Origin of the sequence: Avibacterium paragallinarum (assembly GCF_900450705.1) — a bacterium.
Classification (GTDB): domain Bacteria; phylum Pseudomonadota; class Gammaproteobacteria; order Enterobacterales; family Pasteurellaceae; genus Avibacterium; species Avibacterium paragallinarum.
The window spans coordinates 729,313-748,846 of the sequence record NZ_UGHK01000002.1 but is presented as its reverse complement, the minus strand read 5'-3'; the positions used below and the strand labels follow the sequence as shown (position 1 = coordinate 748,846).

Annotated in this window: 26 protein-coding genes and 2 pseudogenes; 7 read left to right on the top strand and 21 right to left on the bottom strand. The window is 40.4% G+C overall.

All coding sequences use genetic code 11. The features are described 5' to 3' along the window. Position 1 precedes the first annotated feature (1 nt). A complete protein-coding gene (locus DXZ23_RS08425; RefSeq protein WP_021724213.1) occupies positions 2-1,429 on the top strand; it encodes an HlyD family type I secretion periplasmic adaptor subunit in 1,428 nt (475 codons plus the stop codon). 188 nt (positions 1,430-1,617) lie between these two features. Here the strand turns inward: DXZ23_RS08425 and DXZ23_RS08420 are convergent, their stop codons facing one another. Continuing rightward, positions 1,618-2,934 (bottom strand): cation:proton antiporter, encoded by a 1,317-nt coding sequence (locus DXZ23_RS08420; protein WP_017806769.1) that lies wholly within the window; start codon positions 2,932-2,934, stop codon positions 1,618-1,620. Positions 2,935-3,088: 154 nt separating this feature from the next. Here DXZ23_RS08420 and DXZ23_RS15905 point away from each other — a divergent pair, with 154 nt between their 5' ends. Both DXZ23_RS15905 and DXZ23_RS08415 read left to right on the top strand, forming a co-directional pair. Further along, positions 3,089-3,337: a hypothetical protein gene (locus tag DXZ23_RS15905; RefSeq protein WP_017806768.1), complete on the top strand. Its 249-nt coding sequence runs from the start codon at positions 3,089-3,091 to the stop codon at positions 3,335-3,337. Positions 3,338-3,349: 12 nt separating this feature from the next. Further along, positions 3,350-3,952: pseudogene (locus DXZ23_RS08415) on the top strand (endonuclease/exonuclease/phosphatase family protein); the annotation flags it as partial. A gap of 36 nt (positions 3,953-3,988) precedes the next feature. Here DXZ23_RS08415 and DXZ23_RS08410 read toward each other — a convergent pair. Further along, positions 3,989-4,339, bottom strand: coding sequence for a RidA family protein (locus DXZ23_RS08410; protein ID WP_017806766.1), 351 nt, complete (start codon positions 4,337-4,339; stop codon positions 3,989-3,991). 193 nt (positions 4,340-4,532) lie between these two features. Here DXZ23_RS08410 and DXZ23_RS08405 point away from each other — a divergent pair, with 193 nt between their 5' ends. Then, the gene (locus DXZ23_RS08405) at positions 4,533-5,240 is read left to right on the top strand and encodes a YwiC-like family protein (protein ID WP_021724212.1); all 708 of its coding nucleotides are present in this window, start codon (positions 4,533-4,535) and stop codon (positions 5,238-5,240) included. A gap of 194 nt (positions 5,241-5,434) precedes the next feature. Here DXZ23_RS08405 and DXZ23_RS08400 read toward each other — a convergent pair whose 3' ends face one another. From DXZ23_RS08400 to DXZ23_RS08370, 6 genes and pseudogenes are all read right to left on the bottom strand, one after another. Continuing rightward, the gene (locus DXZ23_RS08400; RefSeq protein WP_017806764.1) at positions 5,435-5,614 is read right to left on the bottom strand and encodes a helix-turn-helix transcriptional regulator; all 180 of its coding nucleotides are present in this window, start codon (positions 5,612-5,614) and stop codon (positions 5,435-5,437) included. A 297-nt stretch (positions 5,615-5,911) separates the two neighbouring features. Next, positions 5,912-6,775 carry an SPFH domain-containing protein gene (locus tag DXZ23_RS08395; protein WP_017806761.1) on the bottom strand — a complete coding sequence of 288 codons (864 nt, stop codon included), beginning with the start codon at positions 6,773-6,775 and terminating at the stop codon, positions 5,912-5,914. 33 nt (positions 6,776-6,808) lie between these two features. Further along, positions 6,809-8,159 (bottom strand): annotated as a pseudogene (locus tag DXZ23_RS08385) (DNA cytosine methyltransferase). Between the two features lie 19 nt (positions 8,160-8,178). After that, entirely contained in the window at positions 8,179-8,775 is a 597-nt protein-coding gene (locus DXZ23_RS08380; RefSeq protein ID WP_021724207.1) for an N-6 DNA methylase, read from the bottom strand. A 243-nt stretch (positions 8,776-9,018) separates the two neighbouring features. Continuing rightward, complete coding sequence (locus tag DXZ23_RS08375) at positions 9,019-9,654, bottom strand: KilA-N domain-containing protein (protein ID WP_021724206.1); 636 nt, start codon at positions 9,652-9,654, stop codon at positions 9,019-9,021. A 245-nt stretch (positions 9,655-9,899) separates the two neighbouring features. After that, a complete protein-coding gene (locus tag DXZ23_RS08370) occupies positions 9,900-10,925 on the bottom strand; it encodes a hypothetical protein (protein WP_017806755.1) in 1,026 nt (341 codons plus the stop codon). A 364-nt stretch (positions 10,926-11,289) separates the two neighbouring features. On the opposite strand from DXZ23_RS08370, the gene DXZ23_RS08365 reads away from it, so the two are divergent. Next, the gene (locus tag DXZ23_RS08365; RefSeq protein WP_017806754.1) at positions 11,290-11,472 is read left to right on the top strand and encodes a hypothetical protein; all 183 of its coding nucleotides are present in this window, start codon (positions 11,290-11,292) and stop codon (positions 11,470-11,472) included. 63 nt (positions 11,473-11,535) lie between these two features. Here DXZ23_RS08365 and ssb read toward each other — a convergent pair whose 3' ends face one another. The 12 genes from ssb to DXZ23_RS08310 all read right to left on the bottom strand — a co-directional run bounded on the left by ssb (position 11,536) and on the right by DXZ23_RS08310 (position 17,842). Beyond that, positions 11,536-12,015: a single-stranded DNA-binding protein gene (gene ssb / locus DXZ23_RS08360; protein ID WP_035695638.1), complete on the bottom strand. Its 480-nt coding sequence runs from the start codon at positions 12,013-12,015 to the stop codon at positions 11,536-11,538. After that, the gene (locus DXZ23_RS08355) at positions 12,003-12,632 is read right to left on the bottom strand and encodes a YqaJ viral recombinase family protein (RefSeq protein ID WP_035695640.1); all 630 of its coding nucleotides are present in this window, start codon (positions 12,630-12,632) and stop codon (positions 12,003-12,005) included. The genes ssb and DXZ23_RS08355 overlap by 13 nt, the downstream gene beginning before the upstream one ends. Continuing rightward, a complete protein-coding gene (gene bet / locus DXZ23_RS08350; protein ID WP_021723958.1) occupies positions 12,629-13,417 on the bottom strand; it encodes a phage recombination protein Bet in 789 nt (262 codons plus the stop codon). Before bet ends, DXZ23_RS08355 begins: the two co-directional genes overlap by 4 nt. A gap of 1 nt (position 13,418) precedes the next feature. Continuing rightward, complete coding sequence (locus tag DXZ23_RS15900; protein ID WP_256593712.1) at positions 13,419-13,541, bottom strand: hypothetical protein; 123 nt, start codon at positions 13,539-13,541, stop codon at positions 13,419-13,421. A 79-nt stretch (positions 13,542-13,620) separates the two neighbouring features. Beyond that, positions 13,621-14,229, bottom strand: coding sequence for a KilA-N domain-containing protein (locus DXZ23_RS08345; protein WP_021724205.1), 609 nt, complete (start codon positions 14,227-14,229; stop codon positions 13,621-13,623). A gap of 262 nt (positions 14,230-14,491) precedes the next feature. Continuing rightward, entirely contained in the window at positions 14,492-15,427 is a 936-nt protein-coding gene (locus DXZ23_RS08340; protein WP_021724204.1) for a hypothetical protein, read from the bottom strand. 2 nt (positions 15,428-15,429) lie between these two features. Continuing rightward, positions 15,430-15,711 carry a hypothetical protein gene (locus DXZ23_RS08335; RefSeq protein ID WP_035695777.1) on the bottom strand — a complete coding sequence of 94 codons (282 nt, stop codon included), beginning with the start codon at positions 15,709-15,711 and terminating at the stop codon, positions 15,430-15,432. After that, on the bottom strand, positions 15,680-16,315 hold the full coding sequence (locus tag DXZ23_RS08330; RefSeq protein ID WP_017806439.1) for a hypothetical protein: 636 nt from the start codon (positions 16,313-16,315) through the stop codon (positions 15,680-15,682). The genes DXZ23_RS08335 and DXZ23_RS08330 overlap by 32 nt, the downstream gene beginning before the upstream one ends. Next, the gene (locus DXZ23_RS08325; RefSeq protein WP_051185288.1) at positions 16,305-16,580 is read right to left on the bottom strand and encodes a hypothetical protein; all 276 of its coding nucleotides are present in this window, start codon (positions 16,578-16,580) and stop codon (positions 16,305-16,307) included. Before DXZ23_RS08325 ends, DXZ23_RS08330 begins: the two co-directional genes overlap by 11 nt. Beyond that, entirely contained in the window at positions 16,577-16,822 is a 246-nt protein-coding gene (locus tag DXZ23_RS08320; RefSeq protein ID WP_017806442.1) for a hypothetical protein, read from the bottom strand. Before DXZ23_RS08320 ends, DXZ23_RS08325 begins: the two co-directional genes overlap by 4 nt. Further along, complete coding sequence (locus DXZ23_RS08315; protein ID WP_017806443.1) at positions 16,800-17,138, bottom strand: hypothetical protein; 339 nt, start codon at positions 17,136-17,138, stop codon at positions 16,800-16,802. Before DXZ23_RS08315 ends, DXZ23_RS08320 begins: the two co-directional genes overlap by 23 nt. 92 nt (positions 17,139-17,230) lie before the next feature. Further along, entirely contained in the window at positions 17,231-17,842 is a 612-nt protein-coding gene (locus tag DXZ23_RS08310) for a KilA-N domain-containing protein (protein WP_021724202.1), read from the bottom strand. Between the two features lie 554 nt (positions 17,843-18,396). Here DXZ23_RS08310 and DXZ23_RS08305 point away from each other — a divergent pair. Further along, positions 18,397-18,585, top strand: coding sequence for a ribbon-helix-helix protein, CopG family (locus tag DXZ23_RS08305; RefSeq protein ID WP_021724201.1), 189 nt, complete (start codon positions 18,397-18,399; stop codon positions 18,583-18,585). A 44-nt stretch (positions 18,586-18,629) separates the two neighbouring features. On the opposite strand, the gene DXZ23_RS08300 is transcribed toward DXZ23_RS08305, so the two are convergent. Beyond that, positions 18,630-18,809, bottom strand: coding sequence for a hypothetical protein (locus DXZ23_RS08300; protein WP_017807553.1), 180 nt, complete (start codon positions 18,807-18,809; stop codon positions 18,630-18,632). A gap of 1 nt (position 18,810) precedes the next feature. On the opposite strand from DXZ23_RS08300, the gene DXZ23_RS08295 reads away from it, so the two are divergent. Further along, positions 18,811-19,512: a DUF4145 domain-containing protein gene (locus DXZ23_RS08295; RefSeq protein WP_017807554.1), complete on the top strand. Its 702-nt coding sequence runs from the start codon at positions 18,811-18,813 to the stop codon at positions 19,510-19,512. Positions 19,513-19,534 lie beyond the last annotated feature (22 nt).

Here is a 19,534-nt window from a genome sequence, read left to right as displayed (position 1 = left end):
TATGGGGTTATATTGTCGTGGTATTCATAATTTTATAGGTAAATATTATCGCCATATCAAAGAAGTATGGAGAGAACGGAAAACATTTGACTTACCCAAGCGTGAGTCTGATGAATATGCGTTTTTACCTGCACATTTAGAATTAATTGAAAAACCAGTATCTGCATTACCGAAATGGGTTGCCCGAGCTATTGTTTGTTTCATTATCATTGCATTGATTTGGTCTATTTGGGGGAAAGTTGATGTTGTTGCGGTTGCAAGTGGTAAGTTATCTTATAGTGGGCGTAGTAAGGTAATTCAACCAATTGAACGAGCTATAGTAGATGGCATTTATGTTGTTGATGGACAGCGTGTTTTAAAAGGAGAAAATTTAGTTAAGCTGACAACATTAGGGGTTGAGGCTGATTATGAGAAAACGAAAAAATCCTTATCTCTCGCATTATTGACAAAATTAAGGGCGGAATCACTTTTAGCAGTAATTGAAGAGCAAAAGATGCCCGTATTGAAAATTCCCGATAATAGGGATTTTGATAAAGTTGATATTATGCAATCACAACAACTTGTTTCTGAACAATACCAAGCTTTTACATCAGAACGTAAACAGGCGAAATTATTATTAGAACAGCGGCTTGCTGAAAAAGAAACGATCCTTTTTCAGATTGAGAAATATCGAGGTCTTGAAAAGATTGAGAGAGAGCGGTTTAATGATTTTAATGCTCTATATAAGAAAAAAATTATTGCAAAACACGAGTTTTTGGAACAAGAGAGTAAGTTTATTAACCTTAAGAATGAGCTTGCCTCTCAGCAAAGTAAACTTGTTGAAATAGAATCTAGTATTAAACAAGCTCAAGAGTCTTATGATTTATTGTTGTACACTTTTCTTCGAAATATTAGAGAGGGGTTGCGTCAGGCAAATGAGCAAGTTGAGCAACTTGTTTTTGAAGAACAGAAGGCTTTACAACGGCAGAGTACGACAACGATAAAATCACCAGTTACAGGTACGGTACAACAGCTTAGCATTCATACTGTTGGCGGTGTTGTTACAGAGGCTCAGCAACTTATGGTTATCGTTCCTCAAGAAGATAAACTTGAGGTAACGGCATTTATTAGTAATCAAGATATTGGTTTTGTAAAGGTTGGTCAGCCCGTTACTATTAAAATAGAGGCTTTTCCCTATACGCGTTATGGCTATATTACAGGCTCTGTTAAAAGTGTTAGCTTTGATGCGATAGAAAATGATAAGTTGGGCTTGGTATTTTCAACAGTGATTAGCTTAGATGAAGACTTTTTGTTTATAGATAATCGGAAAGTGAAATTAACGGCTGGGATGAAAGTAAGTGCGGAAATTAAGACAGGGAATCGTAGAGTAATAAATTATTTACTTAGCCCATTACAGGCAACATTAAGTGAGAGTTTACGAGAACGCTAGCTATATTAAATTAAGATTTTTTATATCAGGGAGCTTTAATATTAAATGATTGCTGTCATTAGATAAAAAACTAAGCCTTATAAACAACGGCTTAGTTTTTCTAACCAAAATATTTTAACTCTTGGGGCGAAAGGTCATCCCTCTAAAAGATAGAATAAGTTACGATATAACAATTTTCTATATAAGAGTTATTTTTTGTGTTCAGGTTTTAAGTTTATATATCCTCTTGCTTGCAGAGTAGCTTCTTTAGATTTTCTCACCATCGTTTCAATAGTTGTTCCTTGAACAAGAATTGAAAACATTACGACAGTGTAAGTCATTACGAGAAGTAAATCTCGTACATTCATTCCAATTTTAGAAATGTAAAGACTGCCTACGGGAATAGACATTGCCATTGCAAGAGAAAGTCCACCCCGTAATCCTCCCCAAGTAAGAATTCTTAAAGTATATGGATTATAGGTGGTTTTCATACTGAGAAATTTAAAAGGTGTCCATACGCTAATGTAGCGACAAATTAAGCAAAGTGGGATAGCGAGCAGGCTGAGAATGATACCTTGATAAGTAAAATTCACCAACAGCATTGCTGCTCCAATTAATAGAAATAAGAGTGAGTTTAAAAAGTGATCGATCATTTCCCAAAAGTGATCTAAATAATGTTGGCTTTGTTTTGAAAATCCCGTATGTCTTGTCCAATTCCCGATAATAATACCTGATACCACCATTGCTAATGCTCCAGAAACTTCGAGTAAATTAGCAATCATAAAGCCTGCACTTGGAATAGTAAGTGTAAGGAGTATTTCTAGGCTTCCGTCATCAGTGGAGGAAATAAGTAAATGGGCAATTAAGCCGAGTACTAAGCCAAACAGCAAGCCGCCACCCGCCTCCATAAAAAAGAGTTCGCTTACATCGCTTAATGTTGGCTGTTTTCCTCCAAAAGCAACGGCGAAAATAGTGGTAAAAATGACTAACCCTACGCCATCATTAAACAAGGACTCACCCTCTACTTTCATTGAGAGCTTTTTCGGTGCTTTGAGATTTTTAATAATGGCAAGAACAGCGATAGGATCGGTAGGGGAAATTAACGCTCCAAATAACATACAATAGATGAAATCCACTTCCCAACCTAATAGATAAGTAAGGAGATAAAAAGTTATGCCGATCAGAAAGGTAGAGGCGAAGGTGGAGAAAAGTGCAAGGATTGTAATTTCACATTTTTGGCTTTGCATTACAGGGAGCTTTATCCCCAATGCTCCAGCGAAAAGTAAGAAACCTAGAATACCGTTGAGTAGGAAACTTTTGAAATCAATTTGTTCCATTATTCCGCGAGCAAGTTGATCAATATTGAGCCAATTAAGATGACCCATTATCAGAAAAAGTAATGAGGCGACCATTGAGGTTGCTGTAATTGCTATAGTATATTGAATTTTGTCATTAATTTTCTGAGTAATGAAACCAACAAAAATAGAAATAGCAGAGAGAAAACAAATGTAGGTATAAACGTTCATTAAAATGCCTTAATCAATGAATTTCACTAAGAAAAGGGGCTGATTTTTTTCCATTTGATAAGTGAGATTGGAATGGAGTAACAAGCCAAATTTATTGGCGTAGTATAAGTAAACTGTTATTATTTATAAAGATAAATTTTTAAAATACATCAAAATGAGTAAATTAAAATTCTTTTTTATTGCCTTATTTAGTTTAACTTTTATGGGGGGAGGCTATCTTTGGTACAGCTTAGCGATTTTCCCTGTGCCAAAAACTCAGTTTCAAACAGCTCGCACTTTATCCTATCAACGGCAAGCCTTAGATCAATCTGTGGCTTGTTTTCACACCAATGGGAACATTGACCCCATTGCACAGCGGGATTTTCGCTTGCTGGTGTGGAATATGCACAAAGGGCAAGATTGAGGCTGGCAGGAACAGTTGAAAACGCTCGCCGAGGGCAAGGATTTTTTATTTTTGCAAGAAGTGTCCAGCGGGCAACATCTAGATTCGCAATTTTCATCGCAATTTCCTACCGCACTTTATACCAGCAGTTTTGCTTATTTAGGGCAGCAATCTGGCGTGGATTTGCTCAGCCGTTTTACACCGCGTTTTTATTGTGCGGGGGCTTCTGTAGAGCCTTGGATTCGCATTCCCAAAGTAGGAAACGCGATGGCATTTCCGCTGGCAGACGGGCAAAGGCTGTTAATCATCAATGTGCATTTAGTTAATTTTGAATGGAATCCTGCCCACTATCAACAGCAACTCACAGCGATGTTTCAATTATTGCAAGCCCATCAAGGCCCGATTATTCTGGCGGGCGATTTTAATGCGTGGAATCGTGGGCGAATAGATTTAATCCAAAAACTGACCGCACTTTATGGTTTAACCCCTGTGCAGTTTCAGCCTGATGATCGTTTGCGATTTTTTTCAAACCCACTGGATTGGGTTTTCGTGCGAGGCTTCAAGGTGAAAAACGCCCGCACGATAAAAACTACCAGCTCCGATCATAATCCTTTACTGGTGGAATTGTCGTTATAACTAAACTGTATTCGCTTTGTTAGAAGGTTTTGTATTTTACACCGCCGCGCTAATCACAATCTCAACTTTCCATTCAGGTGAAGCGAGCTTGGCTTCTACGCTGGCTCGACTTGGCGGATTTTGGCGATCCACCCATTCGTCCCACGCCTGATTCATCTCCGCATAATCCTGCATATTGGCTAAATAAATTTGGGCATTCAGGATTTTGCTTTTGTCTGAACCCGCTTCCGCGAGCAATTTATCAATCAAGCCTAGCACCTCTTTCGTTTGAGCATAGGCATTAGCTTGGGTATTTTCTGGCACTTGCCCCGCTAAATAGGCGACGCCATTATAAACGCACATTTCGGCTAAGCGGGCATTGGTATGAAAACGTTGAATTGCTGTCATTTTTTCTCCTTGTGTTGGTTTTTCATCATTATATCGTTGTGCAGTTCAAAATAAGCAAGGCGTTATCCCAAAGATCACCCGCATTATTTTGAAATCAAACGACTAGAGTAAATAAAAATAATTCGCAAATATTATAGCGATAGTGCGAAAAAATAGCTAAAATTCCTTTTATTTTTTTGACCGCACTTTGCAAATGAAACTGCTTATTTCTAATCAACACGGTGCTATCGTAATGGCACTGATGCCCTTTTTATACGGAATGTTGCTTGCTAAGCCTATTGCGTTGCATTTTTTTCTTTTAGTCGCGTGGTTTTCCCTTTATTTAATGACATACCCATTTTTAAATTTATTTAAGGGCAGAAACCTTGAGCTTTACCGCAAATGGACGCTGATCTACGCCATCACTAGTTTATTATTTGCCCTGCCCGCATTATGGTATAACTGGCATATTTTGCTTTTTTTGTTGGCGATGTTCCCTTTTGTGGCAGTGAATATTTACTATGTTAAAAAGAAAGATGAACGAGCGTTACTTAATGATCTCGCTGGCATTATCATCTTCGCCCTTGCAGGAATGGCAGCTTACTATTTTCCACATTCGCAATTGGACGCCAAAATCTACGAAGTCGCGTTATATCCTAGCCTGTTTTTTGTTGGTGTTACGCTATATGTAAAATCCGTAATGCGAGAACGCAAAAATCCCTGCTATTTACAAGCCTCAATCGCCTTTCACCTACTTTGCATTCTCGGTTTGGCATTCACTCAGCAGTATCTCTTAGCCCTAGCATTTATCCCCCCTTTCCTCCGTGCTGTATTCCTACCAAAATACAAACTTTCCGTAAAACAAGTAGGCTTAATCGAAATAGTGGTATCAATCTTATTTTTGGTTACGTTGTTATTATAAATAGTACGAAATAGAAAAGCCCTGTAATTACAGGGCTTTTATCCATTTTTGAAATGAATTGAATAACGATGAAAAGCAGAGGTTTTATTCCCACTCAATTATCTTTTTGTGGTTTAACTTGTTGATTTTTAATCAAATGTTTAAATGATGAGATTTTATTTACCGACATTTTTACCGTCATTAAAGCAAGGTGCTTATATTCGGTTTGCAAGCCAGTTATCTATGTCTACTTTTCGCCACGCAACGCGCCCCATAGAAGCTCGAACGCTCTTAGGGAAAGTACCTTTTTTCATCATACGCCAGATTGTTGTGGCACTCAAGCTAGTAATTTCGATAACTCGTGATTTGCTTAGTAATATATCCTGTTGTTCCATATTCCCTCCAATAAAAAGCCCCGACTAGCGGGGCGTTATTGTTATTTATCTTTATTTCTATCAACCAATTTATATTGGTGGAAAAACGCTTGCACGGCAAACGCAACTGCTGCTCCTGCAATCATACCTAATATAAACATTGTTACTCCTTATTGTCTGATTGAAGTTTCTTGATTTGCCTCTCAACTTGATCTTGCTGGCGTTTAAGTAGCTTTTTTGACTCGTACATCACATTGCCAACTAAGCACATTACGCCGATACAGATTAAATAAAAAATCACTTGAAGCAGATCAACCATTATTGTCCAACCTTAATGAATGGCACTGAACCATTCGGTGTCATTGTTGTTGGCAATACACCGTTCCATTTTTCCGCTGCCGTAAGTTCTACGAGCTGGCGGTTTTCTTTCAGTGCTTCACCTTTCGCACGAATTGCGGCGGCTTCCGCCTCACCCGCTAAACGTACTTTCTCCGCGTCAGCTTTTGCCTGAATAACCTCAGCGTCTGCCTTAGCTTGTGCATTGACTTTTACAATCTCCGCCTGTTTTTGCTGGATAATCAGCTCACGCTCTGCGGTCTGAATTGCAACGTTCTTTTGCACGCTTTCTTCAACTCGCTTTTCATACTCTTTGTTAAACTGAATAACCGTTTGAACCGCCGTGATTTCCAGTGGATAGCCTTTTACCGCCTCGCGAATTTGAGCGGTAATATCCGTTGTGAGTTTTGCTCGGTTTTCCAAAGCACGCTGGGCCGTGTAGCCGCTGAACACAATTTCAAGGGCTTGGCGACTGCGTGGCTCAATTAGCTGGTTAATCATATTCTCTGTAGTGCGGTAGTTTTTATAAACTAAAATTGGGTCAGTGAGTTTATAAGTAATCACTAAAGCGGTAGTAACGGTCTGTGTATCGCGAGTGTAGGCAGAAATGCCACTTGTTAAATCTCCAGAACTATCGAATGAACCTAACGTGATTTTTTGCTCACGGGTGGAAAACTTAATGTCATCTTCCAACCACGACCGCCAGTGCAAACCTGCCGATTTTGTTTTGACAATTTCGCCATACTTGGTAACTAACCCAATTTCCCCCTCGTCCACTGAGAATGGCGTACAAGCAGAAAGGCTTAATGCTGCCGTGAGTGCTAAAACTAAATACGATTTTTTCATTGTTTTCTCCTGTGTTTAAGTTAAAAAAGCACGTTAAAGTGCGGTATATTTTAAATATTGTTTTAAGCGTAGCCCTATCCATTCCATTACGGGGACAGCCATACTATTTCCAATCGCTTTATAGCGTGGACTATCGGGGCATTGCTCTGCCGGTTTGTTGCGATAGGGGATTTTCGTCCAATCATCAGGAAACCCTTGTAATCGTTCACATTCTTTTGGGGTGAGTTTTCTTATGGTGTGGGCGTAAGCAACGCCATATCCTTCGCCACCTTGATTTGCCCGCATTGTGAGGGCAATGTTATTGCTACTCTTAGGCGTTGTATCGCCGTTCCAGCTCACACATTGGTTGTCGTAAGCAACGGCGTGAACACCCGTGTCATCAAAGCCGTTGCCATTACCGCCGTTATGAGGCTGCCGTCCGATGGTGTTACCTGTAAGAGTAATACAGGGGACGTTGTTACCGCCTGTTCCCATTCGGGCTTTTAAAGTGGGGGATAAGGATTTTTCCGCTATCCTTCCCGCTTCCACGCCTTTGATTTCAAAAAGGACATTTTCTTGTCCATTATTTCGTCCCAAATAATGGGCTTGATTTTTAGCAATCATCGGGTTTTGCGTTCCGTGTATAATGACCGCCACTTAACGCACCACCGCAACGTTTTAGCGTCCCAGCGATGTTTGTTGAACGGTATGCTCCAAAGCTGCTTTCAGCAAAGGCGGTAGGGTTTTCTTGCGGATTTCCGCACGGCGTAATATTCCCAGACAGGCTTTGGCGCTCAACGAGTATTTCGGCGACACTTCGCCCTCTAGCACTTGCCACAAGGAACACTCTTTTACGGCGTTGGGCGACTCCGAAATATTGAGCGTCGAGGGTTCGCCAGACGAGGGTGCGTTTTGAATGCAGATAACCAGCGTTTGTCCATTTTCGCCCTGCTGGTTGTAAAGGCTTTGATTCTTGAGCCAATCCAGCCAAAAGGTGTCCGAAAGCGTTGTCCTTGGTGGATAACACACCCGGAACGTTTTCCCACACAAGAACGCACAGGGGCTTTCCGTCTTGGTATCTAACATAATCAATTGCCTCTAAAATATGAATTAAGACTAAAGTTAAATTCCCTCGCTCGTCATCAAGAGATTGTCGAAGCCCCGCCACAGAAAAGGCTTGGCAAGGTGTGCCACCAACAAGCACATCAGGAGCGGGGACTTCACGGTGTAAAATTTTGTTAGGTAAGGCGGTTATATCACCTAGATTTGGCACGGTTGGGAAATGGTGAGCCAGTACCGCACTTGGGAAGGGTTCAATTTCGCTGAACCATAATGGCGTAGCGAATTTATGCCACGCACAAGAAACCGCCTCAATGCCTGAACAGATTGAGCCATAAGTAAACATTTTGACTTCCTGTAGAAAATTATTGAGTATTGCGACTAATCCCTATCTCATCTTCAAACGCTAGCAATCGCACGGCTTGAAGTTGAGAGGTGTTCTGTTGCAAATGGCATTCATATTCGCTAAGCAAAAAGCTATCTTTCTCTACCTTAATACCAATATCACGATCTTTGAAAACGATCTCGACATCAATAAAGATGAATGCGTCCTCAAGGGCGTTGCCTCGCCTGATGTTGTTAATTAAGACGTGATCGACAAAATAGTCAAAAGGCTTAACGTGCAGCATTGCGAGGCGTTCGTAAAATAGGGATTTGAGGCGAGATTGGCATTCAATCACGTTATCAAGTTGAATATCTACGCCGTACACGCTCGCTAGTGCTTGATACATATTCAGCACTTTGTAATAAGGACGCTTTGGACCTACGAGGATTTTGCACAGCTTGCGGTTTAGAATGTCGTATAAAAAATTCCCCGTGCCACAGCTGGGTTCGAGGATTTTCTTTTCAGGCTCAAAGCTCTCTTCGGGTAAAAGTGCGGTCATTTTTTGCACCAGTTTTTGAGGTGTGTACACCTCACCAAACGCTCTTACCCTCGCTTTGGATTTGGTGAGTTTTTCCATAGGGTTTCCTAATAAAAAAGCCTACAACGTAGGCTTGGGTTGAGTTAATTTTTTGTGATTAAATCTGTGGCTGTTCCGCAATAATGCCCATCGCAGTCAGCCCTCAAATCAAGTTCGAACGCACACCACAACAAGCCGATAATCATTAAAATTCTGAACATATTTTCACCTTTTTGCTGAATTTGAGGTAAGCAAAACCGCCACACGGTTCACAGGGAAGTGCGGTCGGTTTTGAGTTAGATTTTAAAATTCGCTTCGCGTCTTATGCTGGGCGTGGACGTGTCGATTGATGATTTCTCTTGCTTGTTGCAGGTCTTTCTCTATATTCGGTGTGAAGACAAATAAGTAGCCCTGTTGAGCTGGCTCTCCCTCTGTGCAGAAATCACCGATCAACTTGCCTTTCCCTACCTCATCATTGAGAGAGGTCCCAAGTACTGCACACTGATAATCAGAATATTGCAAGCCGTAGCAGTAAATACGCATTAATAGTTGCAAGAGTTCGTTATCTTGTGGTTCGGGTAGGGCGAGTTGCTGCTGTTTCACTTCCCCCTTGTGCATTGCCAAGAAAGCACGCAATACGATGAGATGAAATTTTGGGCTTATCCACATTGCATAGGATAGGACGAGTTCTTCGCAAGCCCAAGTGCCTTGAACAGAAATATCTTTGCCACCTCTGATGGTTTTTAGAGCGAAGATCGTTTTTGTGCTTCGGGTATTTTCACTTTCAATTTCTTTGACTAATTCTTTTGTCTGCTCATTACGAACGAACAAACTAGGGCGATGTTTTGGATCATTACCGCTAGCAAGATGAAGATCATTTAATGAATAAAGATTATCCAAAGTGCGGATAGAGTTATTTAAGATTTGTAAGTTTGACATAATTTTGTACCTTTTGGATTTAAGTAATTAATCCGATCATTAAGTGGTGATCGGGGTTCAACTTACCCTCCAAAAGATGGGCGGAACTTATTCAGATGTATTGTATATCGTTCTCTCGCCCCGATCTCATCGGATTAAACCTAAATTTAGGTACAAAAAAACCGCTTTATATCGGAGGCGGAAACCGCTTTTGGAAAGTAAGTGCGGTTATCTTAATCCCAGTTAGCGGTTTTTGTCAATTAGATTTATTCTTCAGTTGCTATCGCAGAGAATGTGGCTTGTTCAATTTTTCCAGAACGGCGTTTAATCATTCCGCTTAACTTAATTGTATTAATGTCTTTAACACGGTCGATAATTTCATTTACACCGTCATCGCCTAACATATCGGCATCAATGTTAGCACTAAAAGTTTCGCCTTGTAAGGTGCGGGCAAAAATGGTGATTTTACCTTCTTGACGTTTAACGCCGTCAATGTATAAATCAAGTGTATCAGGTTTTGTTGTTGCTTTTTCCTGTGCATTTAAATCATTCACGATTTTTTGTAGTTGTGGCTGTTCCAGTTTGATTTTTGTATTATTGCCTTGTGAGATAGTGACTTTTTCTGCATCGCTTACAGCACGAGCCATTTCACTATAGGCTTTTTCTGAATGTTCTTCGATGCTTTGTATTGATTGTTTAAAACGAGCGTTGTTACTTTCATTTGCTACAGCTTGAATTGTAAGAAAGGCTTGTTTTAACACTTCACTTTCGCTTTTTTGCTCAGCTTGATTTTCCGTTGCTTGAATTTGTGCAAGCTGAATTTCTTTTTGGTTATCCAACCATTTGTAACCCACCACTGCACCGCTGACAGTTAATGCAAATGCGGTGCAAGTTAATACTTTTTGTCCACCTGTCATACCATTTGTTACCTCTTTAAAGAATTTCCGCATTGCGTTAAACATATCTGTTAAATCTGCAATGATTTCGGTGCAGCCTTCGTTTACAGTGAATGTGATTTCTAGTGCATCTTTTTCTTCTTGTGTTAGCAAGGTGATGTGTGATTTGCCAGTTTTAAATTCAGCATAAGCACGCCATACTTCATTTTGGAACTCGCAAATACCTTTGCAGATAGCATAATTGATACTGCCATTATAACGCAGAGGATTACCTTGAATTTTAATTTTCACTTGTCTTAAAAAATCAAATTCAACCTTTTCAAATTCAATTTTTTCATTGGATTTTAGGGTTTGAACGAAGTCTAATAATTCTTCTGCATTTTCAATTTTCCACATAAATATTCCTTAAATTCAGATACAAAAAAAGCCGTTAGAAACGGCTTGAAAGTGCGGTTATCTTAATCCGAAGTAGGGCGGTTTGTCAAATAAAAAAGCCCACAATAAAAATTGTAGGCTTTCTTGAATATTTGTTGATTTTGTCGGTACACCGATATATAATATACTCACTTTCAAGAGACAGCTTGAAAGTGAGTGTGAGGCTTAATCCTCACGCTTCGAAGAAGGATAGCTAAATGATTAAGGTCATTATCCTAGTTATCATTCTGTTAGTGATTAGCTCCCCAGCATACTAACGGTTTGGTAACTATCCGAGGGGGAGACCCCTCGGTTCTTCAAATTAGTTTTATCATAGAGAAATTTTATGGCAATGTCAATTAATGAGATTAAAGCCCGAAGCGATGTAAAGCGTGGCGTGAAAGCGAAAAGCTATAAACTCCCCCTTGCTACCATTGCGAAAATTGAGCAATTAAGCAAACAACTTGATATTCCTCAAAATCAGTTGATTATTCAGGCGGTTGAGTTGTTTGAGCAGGCTCACACTTAAATGTAAGCCCTCAAGTGAGGGCATTTGTCTAAAAATCATCTGAAATTGTCTAGGCTAGACAAATCAGAACGGAATATCATCATCTAACTCATCACCATTATTCTGCGGTGGTGGCGTGTAGTTGCCACTTTTAGCGTTAGCATAAGCATTGGATTTTGTTGATTGCGTTTGACGCGGTGGTGCGTTTGTTTGTGCACTTTGTCCATCTTGGCGGCTATCTAACATCTGCAAGCTGTCGCCTTGAATTTCGGTGGTGTAACGCTCAACGCCGTGCTGGTCTTGCCATTTTCGGGTTCTGATACGCCCCTCAATATAGACTTTTGAGCCTTTTTTGAGGTATTGCCCTGCAATTTCCGCTAACCGCCGATAAAGTACAATTCTGTGCCATTCGGTGAGTTCTCGCCGTTCGCCTGTTTGCTTATCCGTCCAGCTTTCTGAGGTTGCCACGCTGATTGTTGCAACCTGATCGCCATTTTGCATTGTGCGGATTTCTGGATCGTTGCCTAAATTGCCGACGATGATGGCTTTGTTTATGCCTGCCATTGGTTTTCTCCTTTAAGTGCCTTAAGTGCGGTCAAAAATTCGGGAATATATTTATCAAATGCCTTCATTAATATTTCATCACGTTGCACGGTGTAAAGATAAAAAGGCTGCTTTTGATATTCTGGGCAATAACTGACAAAATCCCACGTCTCATAGCCTGTTACCCATAAAGCGGATTGCACTTGAATAACGTACTCACTCGGCACACCACCTTCGAGCAAATATTTGATATGAGTTTTCATTTTTGGGCATTTGATTTCCAGCCCTTTTCTAAGGGTAGGAATGAGTCCATCAGGGCTAATCATTAGCTCTTTGTCGGCATTAAGATAGACACCGCCAACCTGTACAACATCATTGCCTGTTTCAAACTCATACGCCATTCTTGCCAGTGGCTCAAGCTGATTGCCGCGTTCCATTGCAGCGGTTTTTACATTTTCTTTTCCGCCCTCAATACTTTCGGCAACCAGTTCAGCGAGATAACTCACCCAGCTAGCAGACTTTTGCCCACTGTTAGACACGATATTTTTAATGCCCGTGCCAGTGGGAATGCCTAGCCGTGCGGCTAGCCATTCTTCCGAGCCTTGTTCACAATCAAGTGTGATTAAGCCATCTATCATAGTGGGATTCCTTCATCTGCGTTATTGGCTTGATTTTGTGCATTTTGTTTATCAAGCGTAAGATGCAGTTTTTTCAATACGCCTTCTGCACGTTCTGCCGTTATCAGCTCTAATTCATTCACTCCGGCAGATGCCAATACTTTTTCAAGCGGTGTGCCAGTGAGTTCAATTAACTGACGAATTTCTGCTACTTTTTCAGGCGTGGCGTGAATGATAGTTGTCGCAGTGGTGTCAATGACCGTTGGTTTTGGCGTTACATTTAACGGTTCTTTTTGATTTTCTACAATGCGTTCAGCTTCGTCTTGGTCGTAAATACCTGTAAAGCCAAAAGCTAACCTTGCACATTGAATCATTGCCTTGTGGCGTAACATCCTTTTAGGGTGCGTTCTCCAAGGGCCTTGTATATCACGATAGCATTCACTCATATATTCTGTAATGCTAATCGGTCTTGATCTATCTTTACGATAAATACGACAAGTACACTTTTCTTCGTCTAAATCGAATTCAATACCGTCAAATTGAGGGTTTTCATTTAAAATCCTTGCCCATCCATCAATACCAACAATTGGTGTAATACCGCCCCCTTTATCAGGGAAGGCATAAATTTCTTTTGTCCAAGGATTTAAGCCATATTGATTGGCTACAATTAAAAGTGCGGCCATCTGGCTGTCATTTACATCGCCTTTGAATGCCGTGTTTTTCAGGGTTTGTATTAAACCTGAACTGTCTGCAATTTCAAAGCGTTCAGCGAGTTTTTGGGTTAAAGTTTGAAGTGCTGTTGTCATTTTATTTTCCTTTGTTTGCTATTAAATCTGTTGTTATTCCACAATAATGCCCGTCGCAGTCTGAGCCTAAATCGAGTTCGTACGCACACCACAACAAGCCGATAATCATTAAAATTTTGAACATAATTTCACCTTTTGGCTGAATTTAGGTTGAGCAAAACCGCCACACGTTTTTTAAAGTGCGGTCGGTTTTGGATTAGATGTTAAAACTCGGTTCGTTTTTTATGTTGGGCTTTAACGTGTCGATTGATGATTTCTCTTGCTTGTTGCAGGTCTTTCTCTATATTCGGTGTGAAGACAAATAAGTAGCCCTGTTGAGCTGGCTCTCCCTCTGTGCAGAAATCGCCGATCAACTTGCCTTTCCCTACCTCATCATTGAGAGATGTGCCAAGTACTGCACGTTGATAATCAGAATATTGCAAGCCGTAGCAGTAAATACGCATCAATAGTTGCAATAATTCGTTATTTTCGGGTTCTGGCAAAGCGAGTTGTTGCTGTTTCACTTCACCTTTGTGCATTGCCAAGAAAGCACGCAAGACAACGAGATGAAATTTCGGGCTTATCCACATTGCATAGGATAGGACGAGTTCTTCGCAAGCGTAAGACCCCATACCATTTTTAACAACCAAAATCGTATTGCGTGGTTGGTTTTCGTTCTCCATCTCTGCAATAAGTTCTTTTGTTTGGTCAAGGCGAAGAAATTGATTTGGACGATGTTTACTTTCACCACCACTGGCAATATGTAGATCATTTAATGAGAATAAGCCATTATTTTCACGGATTGAAGTTTTTAGAATAGTTACGTTTGACATTTTTTATACCTATTGGATAGAAGTTTATAATCCAATCACTGTAAGTAGGGTGATCGGGCTTCACTTACACTGCCAATAGTCAGCTGGGGCTTATTCAGATGTGTTGTATATCGCCCTCTCGACCCGATCTTTGAGCTGCGCAGATCTGCGCAGGTAGAATTTAGGTATAAAAAATCCGCCATTCGGTCGGGTGCGGATAGCCGCTATTGGTAAATTGTGTAAGTGCGGTTATCTTAATCCGAAGTAGGGCGGTTGTAAAGTCTTATTTTTTCACAATCGTTGCCGTAATTCCCAACGCTTTAACTGGAGCGAAATATTCTCTTAATTGTTCAAGCGTTCCTGTAAATGGGATTTCTTGAGCAGGGATTTTAAGAATAAATTGCGTTGTCGCTGGTGGCGTTGCTTGGCTTGGCGTTTGCGGTCCACTATTCGCCGTATTTTCATTGATGTTTTCCTGTTGGCTGTGGGCGTTTTCTTGTAACTTCGCTTCCGCACGGGCTTTTGCCTCTTGCTCCGCTTTGGCTTTGATTTCCGCTTCGCGTTTTTCTTCTTCGGCAATTCGTGCTTGAATGATGGGTTCAAGCTCGTCATCGCCAGTAATCAGATTGAGCCAATCCTTAAAGAGATACTCATAAGAGATAGGGATTAGCTTACGACGCGCAGAAAGTCGAGCAGCTTCGGTTGCAATTTCTGCCCCGATAAGGGTTTCTTCGGCATTTACAGCTTTCGTGAGAGTGGCAAGAGTGCTACGGCGTTTGGTTGCTTCGTCTAAGCGTTTTTTAATCGTGGCTTTTGAGATAACCTGTTCAAGTGCAATGCACACATCGTTTTCAAAGCCTGATTTGACGACGGCAAGTCGTTCAAATGCGTCATTAACAATGCTCGCTTTGATTTCCGCTTCTTTGGTTTTCACCAGCTTTTCACGCTCTAAACGAGCTTGGCGGAAACGTTCTGCTATCGCTTGAGCCTGTTCAATAAGCTGTTTAATTTCGCCATTTTGAGCATTGGCAATGGCTTCTTTAGTGCGTTTTTCTAGCTCGGTTAAATCTTTAATGTCTTGCTTTGCTTGGGCGAAGTCGTCATCCGTTTCAAATCTGTTGCTAAGCCCGGCAAGATAGTTTTCGGCTTGTTGTTGGAAGGTGGAAATGTTGGTAGAAAGCACTTTGCTTTCGGTGGATAAAATTAAATTGAATTCCATTATTAAATCCTCTGAATGATTTTTTGCTTGGCTAATTTCTCGATGGCTTGTTGTCGGTAGGGGAGGTAATCCGCCCCGCTTCCTACGGCAAGCCAAAATAAATCGTTGTCGCACAGGGTTTGGGTGAACTCGTCAAAGAGCGTTTCATCGCCCTTTCTGATTTGCTCGTCAATGCGTTGGATTTCTGCTTGTAACCGTTCTTCAAAGCCATCTTCAGCGTAATGGGCTTCTAACAATCGGTCGCTTTTGCGATCATAGGTTTGTGCGATTTGTAGGTAACTCATTGTTCCTCTCCTGTGCTTGTGTCGCCTTGACCATATCCGCAAGCATTGCGAACATTTCAGGTTCAAGCGTAATAGTTTGGGCGTTGGCTTTGCGGTCAAGCATTAGCCGTACTTTGCCGTTTTTGTCCACGAGATAACCATTCAAGCCATAAGGCGTAAACGGCTTGCGTGGCGTGACTTTTTTACGTTGGGTTTTAATCGTTACGGTTTGGATTTCTTGTGGGCTTTCGGTGTTCATTGTGGCTTCCTTTGTCTGTGTGGGTTCTTCTTTTCGCATTGGAATAACGGACAACTCACGCGTATTTTGGGGCTTTAGTGTGGCAGTTTTCCATTTGTCATCTGGCATTGCGGGCAGAATAACTTGATAAGGAGAAGTTTTTTCAAGGTCGAAGTTTGGAATAACCGTTGAGGTTTTCACCGCTCCTGAATGTTGTAAGTTGTAGCTATCAATAATTTTATTTAGACGGTTGATTGCCACTTTTTGATTCACCATTTTTAATGTGGCTTTCCATAATTTGTCATCAATCCAACATTCACCGTGCCAATAAAATGAAACAGGGTCTTGAATGAGTTTGTAAAGATACTTGCGTTTTTTACTTGCCATTGTTTATTTCCTCTTGCAAAAGTGCGGTGTAATTTTTGAGGTATTTTTCAGCCTCAACGGTTAAATTGGGCGGTAAGTCGCCTTGTTCTTGTTGCCACTCAAGGTTGGCTTGGCGTTCCATTTCGGCGAGTTGTTCAGTGCTGAAACCTTGCATTGCGTAGTAATCTTCCGCCGTTTGTGCGTAGGCATCGGCAAGGCTTAGCACGGTGATAATGGCAACAAGAAAGAGTAGGGTTTGTAGTGTATGTTTAATAAGATCGTTCATTTTTGTTTCCTTTTTAATTGCTTTGTGATGGTTTGAGCAAATTGCTTTGCCCACTGATAAGCCTCTTCTTTATTTGTAAAACGTTTCCGCTTCCGTGAGATTTGATGTGGATATCCATCAATGATTTGAAATATCCTCACATCACCACGAAAACAGTCGTGCCGTTTATGTTTAATGTCGTGGCGAAATCCTTTAGTTGAGCCATCGTGGTAAGCACTGCTATGTACGCGATAAATTGGCATTGTTCTTCTCCATCTGTTTTAGATGTCTGAGTAAATAACTTACTTCCGGTTTTAGTAAGCGTTGAGTTTCAAAGGTCAGTAGTTTTCGTCCCGTTCGATAAATTAGTTCATGCGTGAAATGTACTGCGAAGAGTTGGCGATTAATGTCGTCTATCTGTAGGGTGGTTGGATTATCAAACACGGCGATATACAGTTTATTGTTGTGATAAAGGCTAACCTCACCATATTGCGTTGCAATCTGACTTGTGGTGATGTTCTCACCTAATTTTGATTTAACGTAATCTGCCACCAATGTTTCATAACCACGCTGTTTCATCTCTGTTTCCTTTTTAATCAAATTACTGAATTTAGGGTGTAGAAAACCGCCACACGGTTCACAGGGAAGTGCGGTCGGTTTTGAGTTAGATTTTAAAATTCGCTTCGCGTCTTATGCTGGGCGTGGACGTGTCGATTGATGATTTCTCTTGCTTGTTGCAGGTCTTTCTCTATATTCGGTGTGAAGACAAATAAGTAGCCCTGTTGAGCTGGCTCTCCCTCTGTGCAGAAATCGCCGATCAACTTGCCTTTCCCTACCTCATCATTGAGAGATGTGCCAAGTACTGCACGTTGATAATCAGAATATTGCAAGCCGTAGCAGTAAATACGCATCAATAGTTGCAATAATTCGTTATTTTCGGGTTCTGGCAAGGCGAGTTGTTGCTGTTTCACTTCACCTTTGTGCATTGCCAAGAAAGCACGCAATACGATTAAGTGGAATTTTGGGCTTATCCACATTGCATAGGATAGGACGAGTTCTTCGCAAGCGTATGTTCCGCCGTGCGTACCTCGCAGAGTTTTCACCGCTTTTGTGTTAGGTTCTTCACTTTCGATTTCGGCGATAAGCTCTTTTGTTGTATCAAGACGAATAAAAAGGTACGGTTCATTTTTCTTTAATCCGCCACTTGCCAAATGAAGATCTTTTAAATTGAATAAATTTTCGTAACTACGAACGTCAGTGTTAAGAATTGATAAATTTGACATTTTATGCCTCTAGATGTTTTCAAGTTAATTTGTCCGAACACTTAAGTAGGGTGATCGGGGTTCAACTTACCGCATCTAGACGGCGGAACTTATTCAGATGTATTGTATATCGTTCTCTCGCCCCGATCTTTGAAAACCACATATCTGTGGTTTTTCTAAATGTGAGATTTTTCACATTTAAATTTTAGGCATAAAAAAACCGCTATGCTATCGGGTGCGGATAACCGCTAGATGTTGTAAGTGCGGTTATCTTAATCCGAAGTAGGGCGGTTTGTCAAATAAAAAATAATTAGTAAATACTAAATAAATCTTGCTTATTTATGAAGTATAAACTACAATAATCTTGTTTTTGGAATGGTTCTAAAAATGAGAAGCCCGACTGAAATCGGGCATCAAAAAAGGAGTTAGGATATGTGTTTGAAGCTCGCAATCCTAATTATCCTGCTAATGGTGGCAATGCCAGCATTCTAGGATAAACCTGCGGGGGATATGTGGAAGTGTCCCCCAATGGCTCCTACTATAAACCGTTAATTTATTAAATGCAAGAGGTTAATATGTCTCGTGGTCGTCCTAAGTCAGGTTTAACGCGTCAAGAACAGCAAGAAAAAAGCGATAAAAAACGCGGTGTGCGTTTGGCTGGCTTTAAGCTGAAAGAAGAAACCATTTCACGCTTAGCAGAATTAAGCGAACGCACAGGGAAATCTAAAACCGCCCTAATTGAAGAGATGATTTGGAATTATTAAATTTACCGTTGTTTTAATCCGAAGTAGGGCGGCGGTTGTCAATGTTACTTGTTTAATTCGTGATGATAAAGTTTATGTGAGCTAACCACTTTACCAATTAAGGCAATGACAAAACTATGTTGCGTTTCCTTATCTTGATTTTTAAAATAAGTATATAGTTTTACTTCAGGGCTTTGCCCTTCAAGAAATTCATCAATTAAATAAATATGATCTTGGAGATTCATTATGATTACCTTTGCTTATGATTGCCCCCATTGTGGCGTTAAACATGGGGGATTTGAGATTAAAACGTACTATGAAAATGATAAATTTACTAATTATTCTATTTTCTCATTATTAGCCACTTGTAATACCTGCAGTAGTGCGATTATTGGTGATCTTGCAGTACAAGATGATTCACATTCTAAACAAAAGCTAAACAAAATTCGCTCTCTTTTAACTAGTAAAAATAATTACAATTTACAGGAGTTATCCGATGGGAGATGGATTCAATTCTATCCTAATAATACGAAAACTGCAGAAATTCCCGAATATTTACCTAGTTCGGTAGAAGAAGAGCTTCTGACAGCTGAAGATCTTTTTTTACAAGTAAAAGCTAAACCGCATTTTGTCAAAGCTTCTGGAAATGCATATCGCTCAACTTTAGAGCGTGCATTGTGTGAATTAGCAGAGAATGATAGCAGAGCAAAATTAAATAAGCGTATTGAGAAGTTATTTGAAGAGGGAAAACTTACCAAAGATTTGAAGAATTTTGCATTGCATATTAGAACATTAAGTGCTGAAGCTTCTCATACCTATAATGATTTTACACTCGATGAATTGGAGGAGCTAAGATTATTTAGCCAACTCTTTTTACAATATACTTTTACCTTGCCAGCAATGATCCCTGAGAGCTCAAAAGATGATATTGATAAAAATAAGAGCTAAATTCCTTCAATACTCACTAATT

Bases quoted from the DNA above. Each gene is read 5' to 3' on its own strand.
- DXZ23_RS08425 (WP_021724213.1), top strand. From the start codon at position 2: ATGGGGTTATATTGTCGTGGTATTCATAATTTTATAGGTAAATATTAT.
- DXZ23_RS08420 (WP_017806769.1), bottom strand. From the start codon at position 2,934: ATGAACGTTTATACCTACATTTGTTTTCTCTCTGCTATTTCTATTTTT.
- DXZ23_RS15905 (WP_017806768.1), top strand. From the start codon at position 3,089: ATGAGTAAATTAAAATTCTTTTTTATTGCCTTATTTAGTTTAACTTTT.
- DXZ23_RS08410 (WP_017806766.1), bottom strand. From the start codon at position 4,339: ATGACAGCAATTCAACGTTTTCATACCAATGCCCGCTTAGCCGAAATG.
- DXZ23_RS08405 (WP_021724212.1), top strand. From the start codon at position 4,533: ATGAAACTGCTTATTTCTAATCAACACGGTGCTATCGTAATGGCACTG.
- DXZ23_RS08400 (WP_017806764.1), bottom strand. From the start codon at position 5,614: ATGGAACAACAGGATATATTACTAAGCAAATCACGAGTTATCGAAATT.
- DXZ23_RS08395 (WP_017806761.1), bottom strand. From the start codon at position 6,775: ATGAAAAAATCGTATTTAGTTTTAGCACTCACGGCAGCATTAAGCCTT.
- DXZ23_RS08380 (WP_021724207.1), bottom strand. From the start codon at position 8,775: ATGGAAAAACTCACCAAATCCAAAGCGAGGGTAAGAGCGTTTGGTGAG.
- DXZ23_RS08375 (WP_021724206.1), bottom strand. From the start codon at position 9,654: ATGTCAAACTTACAAATCTTAAATAACTCTATCCGCACTTTGGATAAT.
- DXZ23_RS08370 (WP_017806755.1), bottom strand. From the start codon at position 10,925: ATGTGGAAAATTGAAAATGCAGAAGAATTATTAGACTTCGTTCAAACC.
- DXZ23_RS08365 (WP_017806754.1), top strand. From the start codon at position 11,290: ATGGCAATGTCAATTAATGAGATTAAAGCCCGAAGCGATGTAAAGCGT.
- ssb (WP_035695638.1), bottom strand. From the start codon at position 12,015: ATGGCAGGCATAAACAAAGCCATCATCGTCGGCAATTTAGGCAACGAT.
- DXZ23_RS08355 (WP_035695640.1), bottom strand. From the start codon at position 12,632: ATGATAGATGGCTTAATCACACTTGATTGTGAACAAGGCTCGGAAGAA.
- bet (WP_021723958.1), bottom strand. From the start codon at position 13,417: ATGACAACAGCACTTCAAACTTTAACCCAAAAACTCGCTGAACGCTTT.
- DXZ23_RS15900 (WP_256593712.1), bottom strand. From the start codon at position 13,541: ATGTTCAAAATTTTAATGATTATCGGCTTGTTGTGGTGTGCGTACGAA.
- DXZ23_RS08345 (WP_021724205.1), bottom strand. From the start codon at position 14,229: ATGTCAAACGTAACTATTCTAAAAACTTCAATCCGTGAAAATAATGGC.
- DXZ23_RS08340 (WP_021724204.1), bottom strand. From the start codon at position 15,427: ATGGAATTCAATTTAATTTTATCCACCGAAAGCAAAGTGCTTTCTACC.
- DXZ23_RS08335 (WP_035695777.1), bottom strand. From the start codon at position 15,711: ATGAGTTACCTACAAATCGCACAAACCTATGATCGCAAAAGCGACCGA.
- DXZ23_RS08330 (WP_017806439.1), bottom strand. From the start codon at position 16,315: ATGGCAAGTAAAAAACGCAAGTATCTTTACAAACTCATTCAAGACCCT.
- DXZ23_RS08325 (WP_051185288.1), bottom strand. From the start codon at position 16,580: ATGAACGATCTTATTAAACATACACTACAAACCCTACTCTTTCTTGTT.
- DXZ23_RS08320 (WP_017806442.1), bottom strand. From the start codon at position 16,822: ATGCCAATTTATCGCGTACATAGCAGTGCTTACCACGATGGCTCAACT.
- DXZ23_RS08315 (WP_017806443.1), bottom strand. From the start codon at position 17,138: ATGAAACAGCGTGGTTATGAAACATTGGTGGCAGATTACGTTAAATCA.
- DXZ23_RS08310 (WP_021724202.1), bottom strand. From the start codon at position 17,842: ATGTCAAATTTATCAATTCTTAACACTGACGTTCGTAGTTACGAAAAT.
- DXZ23_RS08305 (WP_021724201.1), top strand. From the start codon at position 18,397: ATGTCTCGTGGTCGTCCTAAGTCAGGTTTAACGCGTCAAGAACAGCAA.
- DXZ23_RS08300 (WP_017807553.1), bottom strand. From the start codon at position 18,809: ATGAATCTCCAAGATCATATTTATTTAATTGATGAATTTCTTGAAGGG.
- DXZ23_RS08295 (WP_017807554.1), top strand. From the start codon at position 18,811: ATGATTACCTTTGCTTATGATTGCCCCCATTGTGGCGTTAAACATGGG.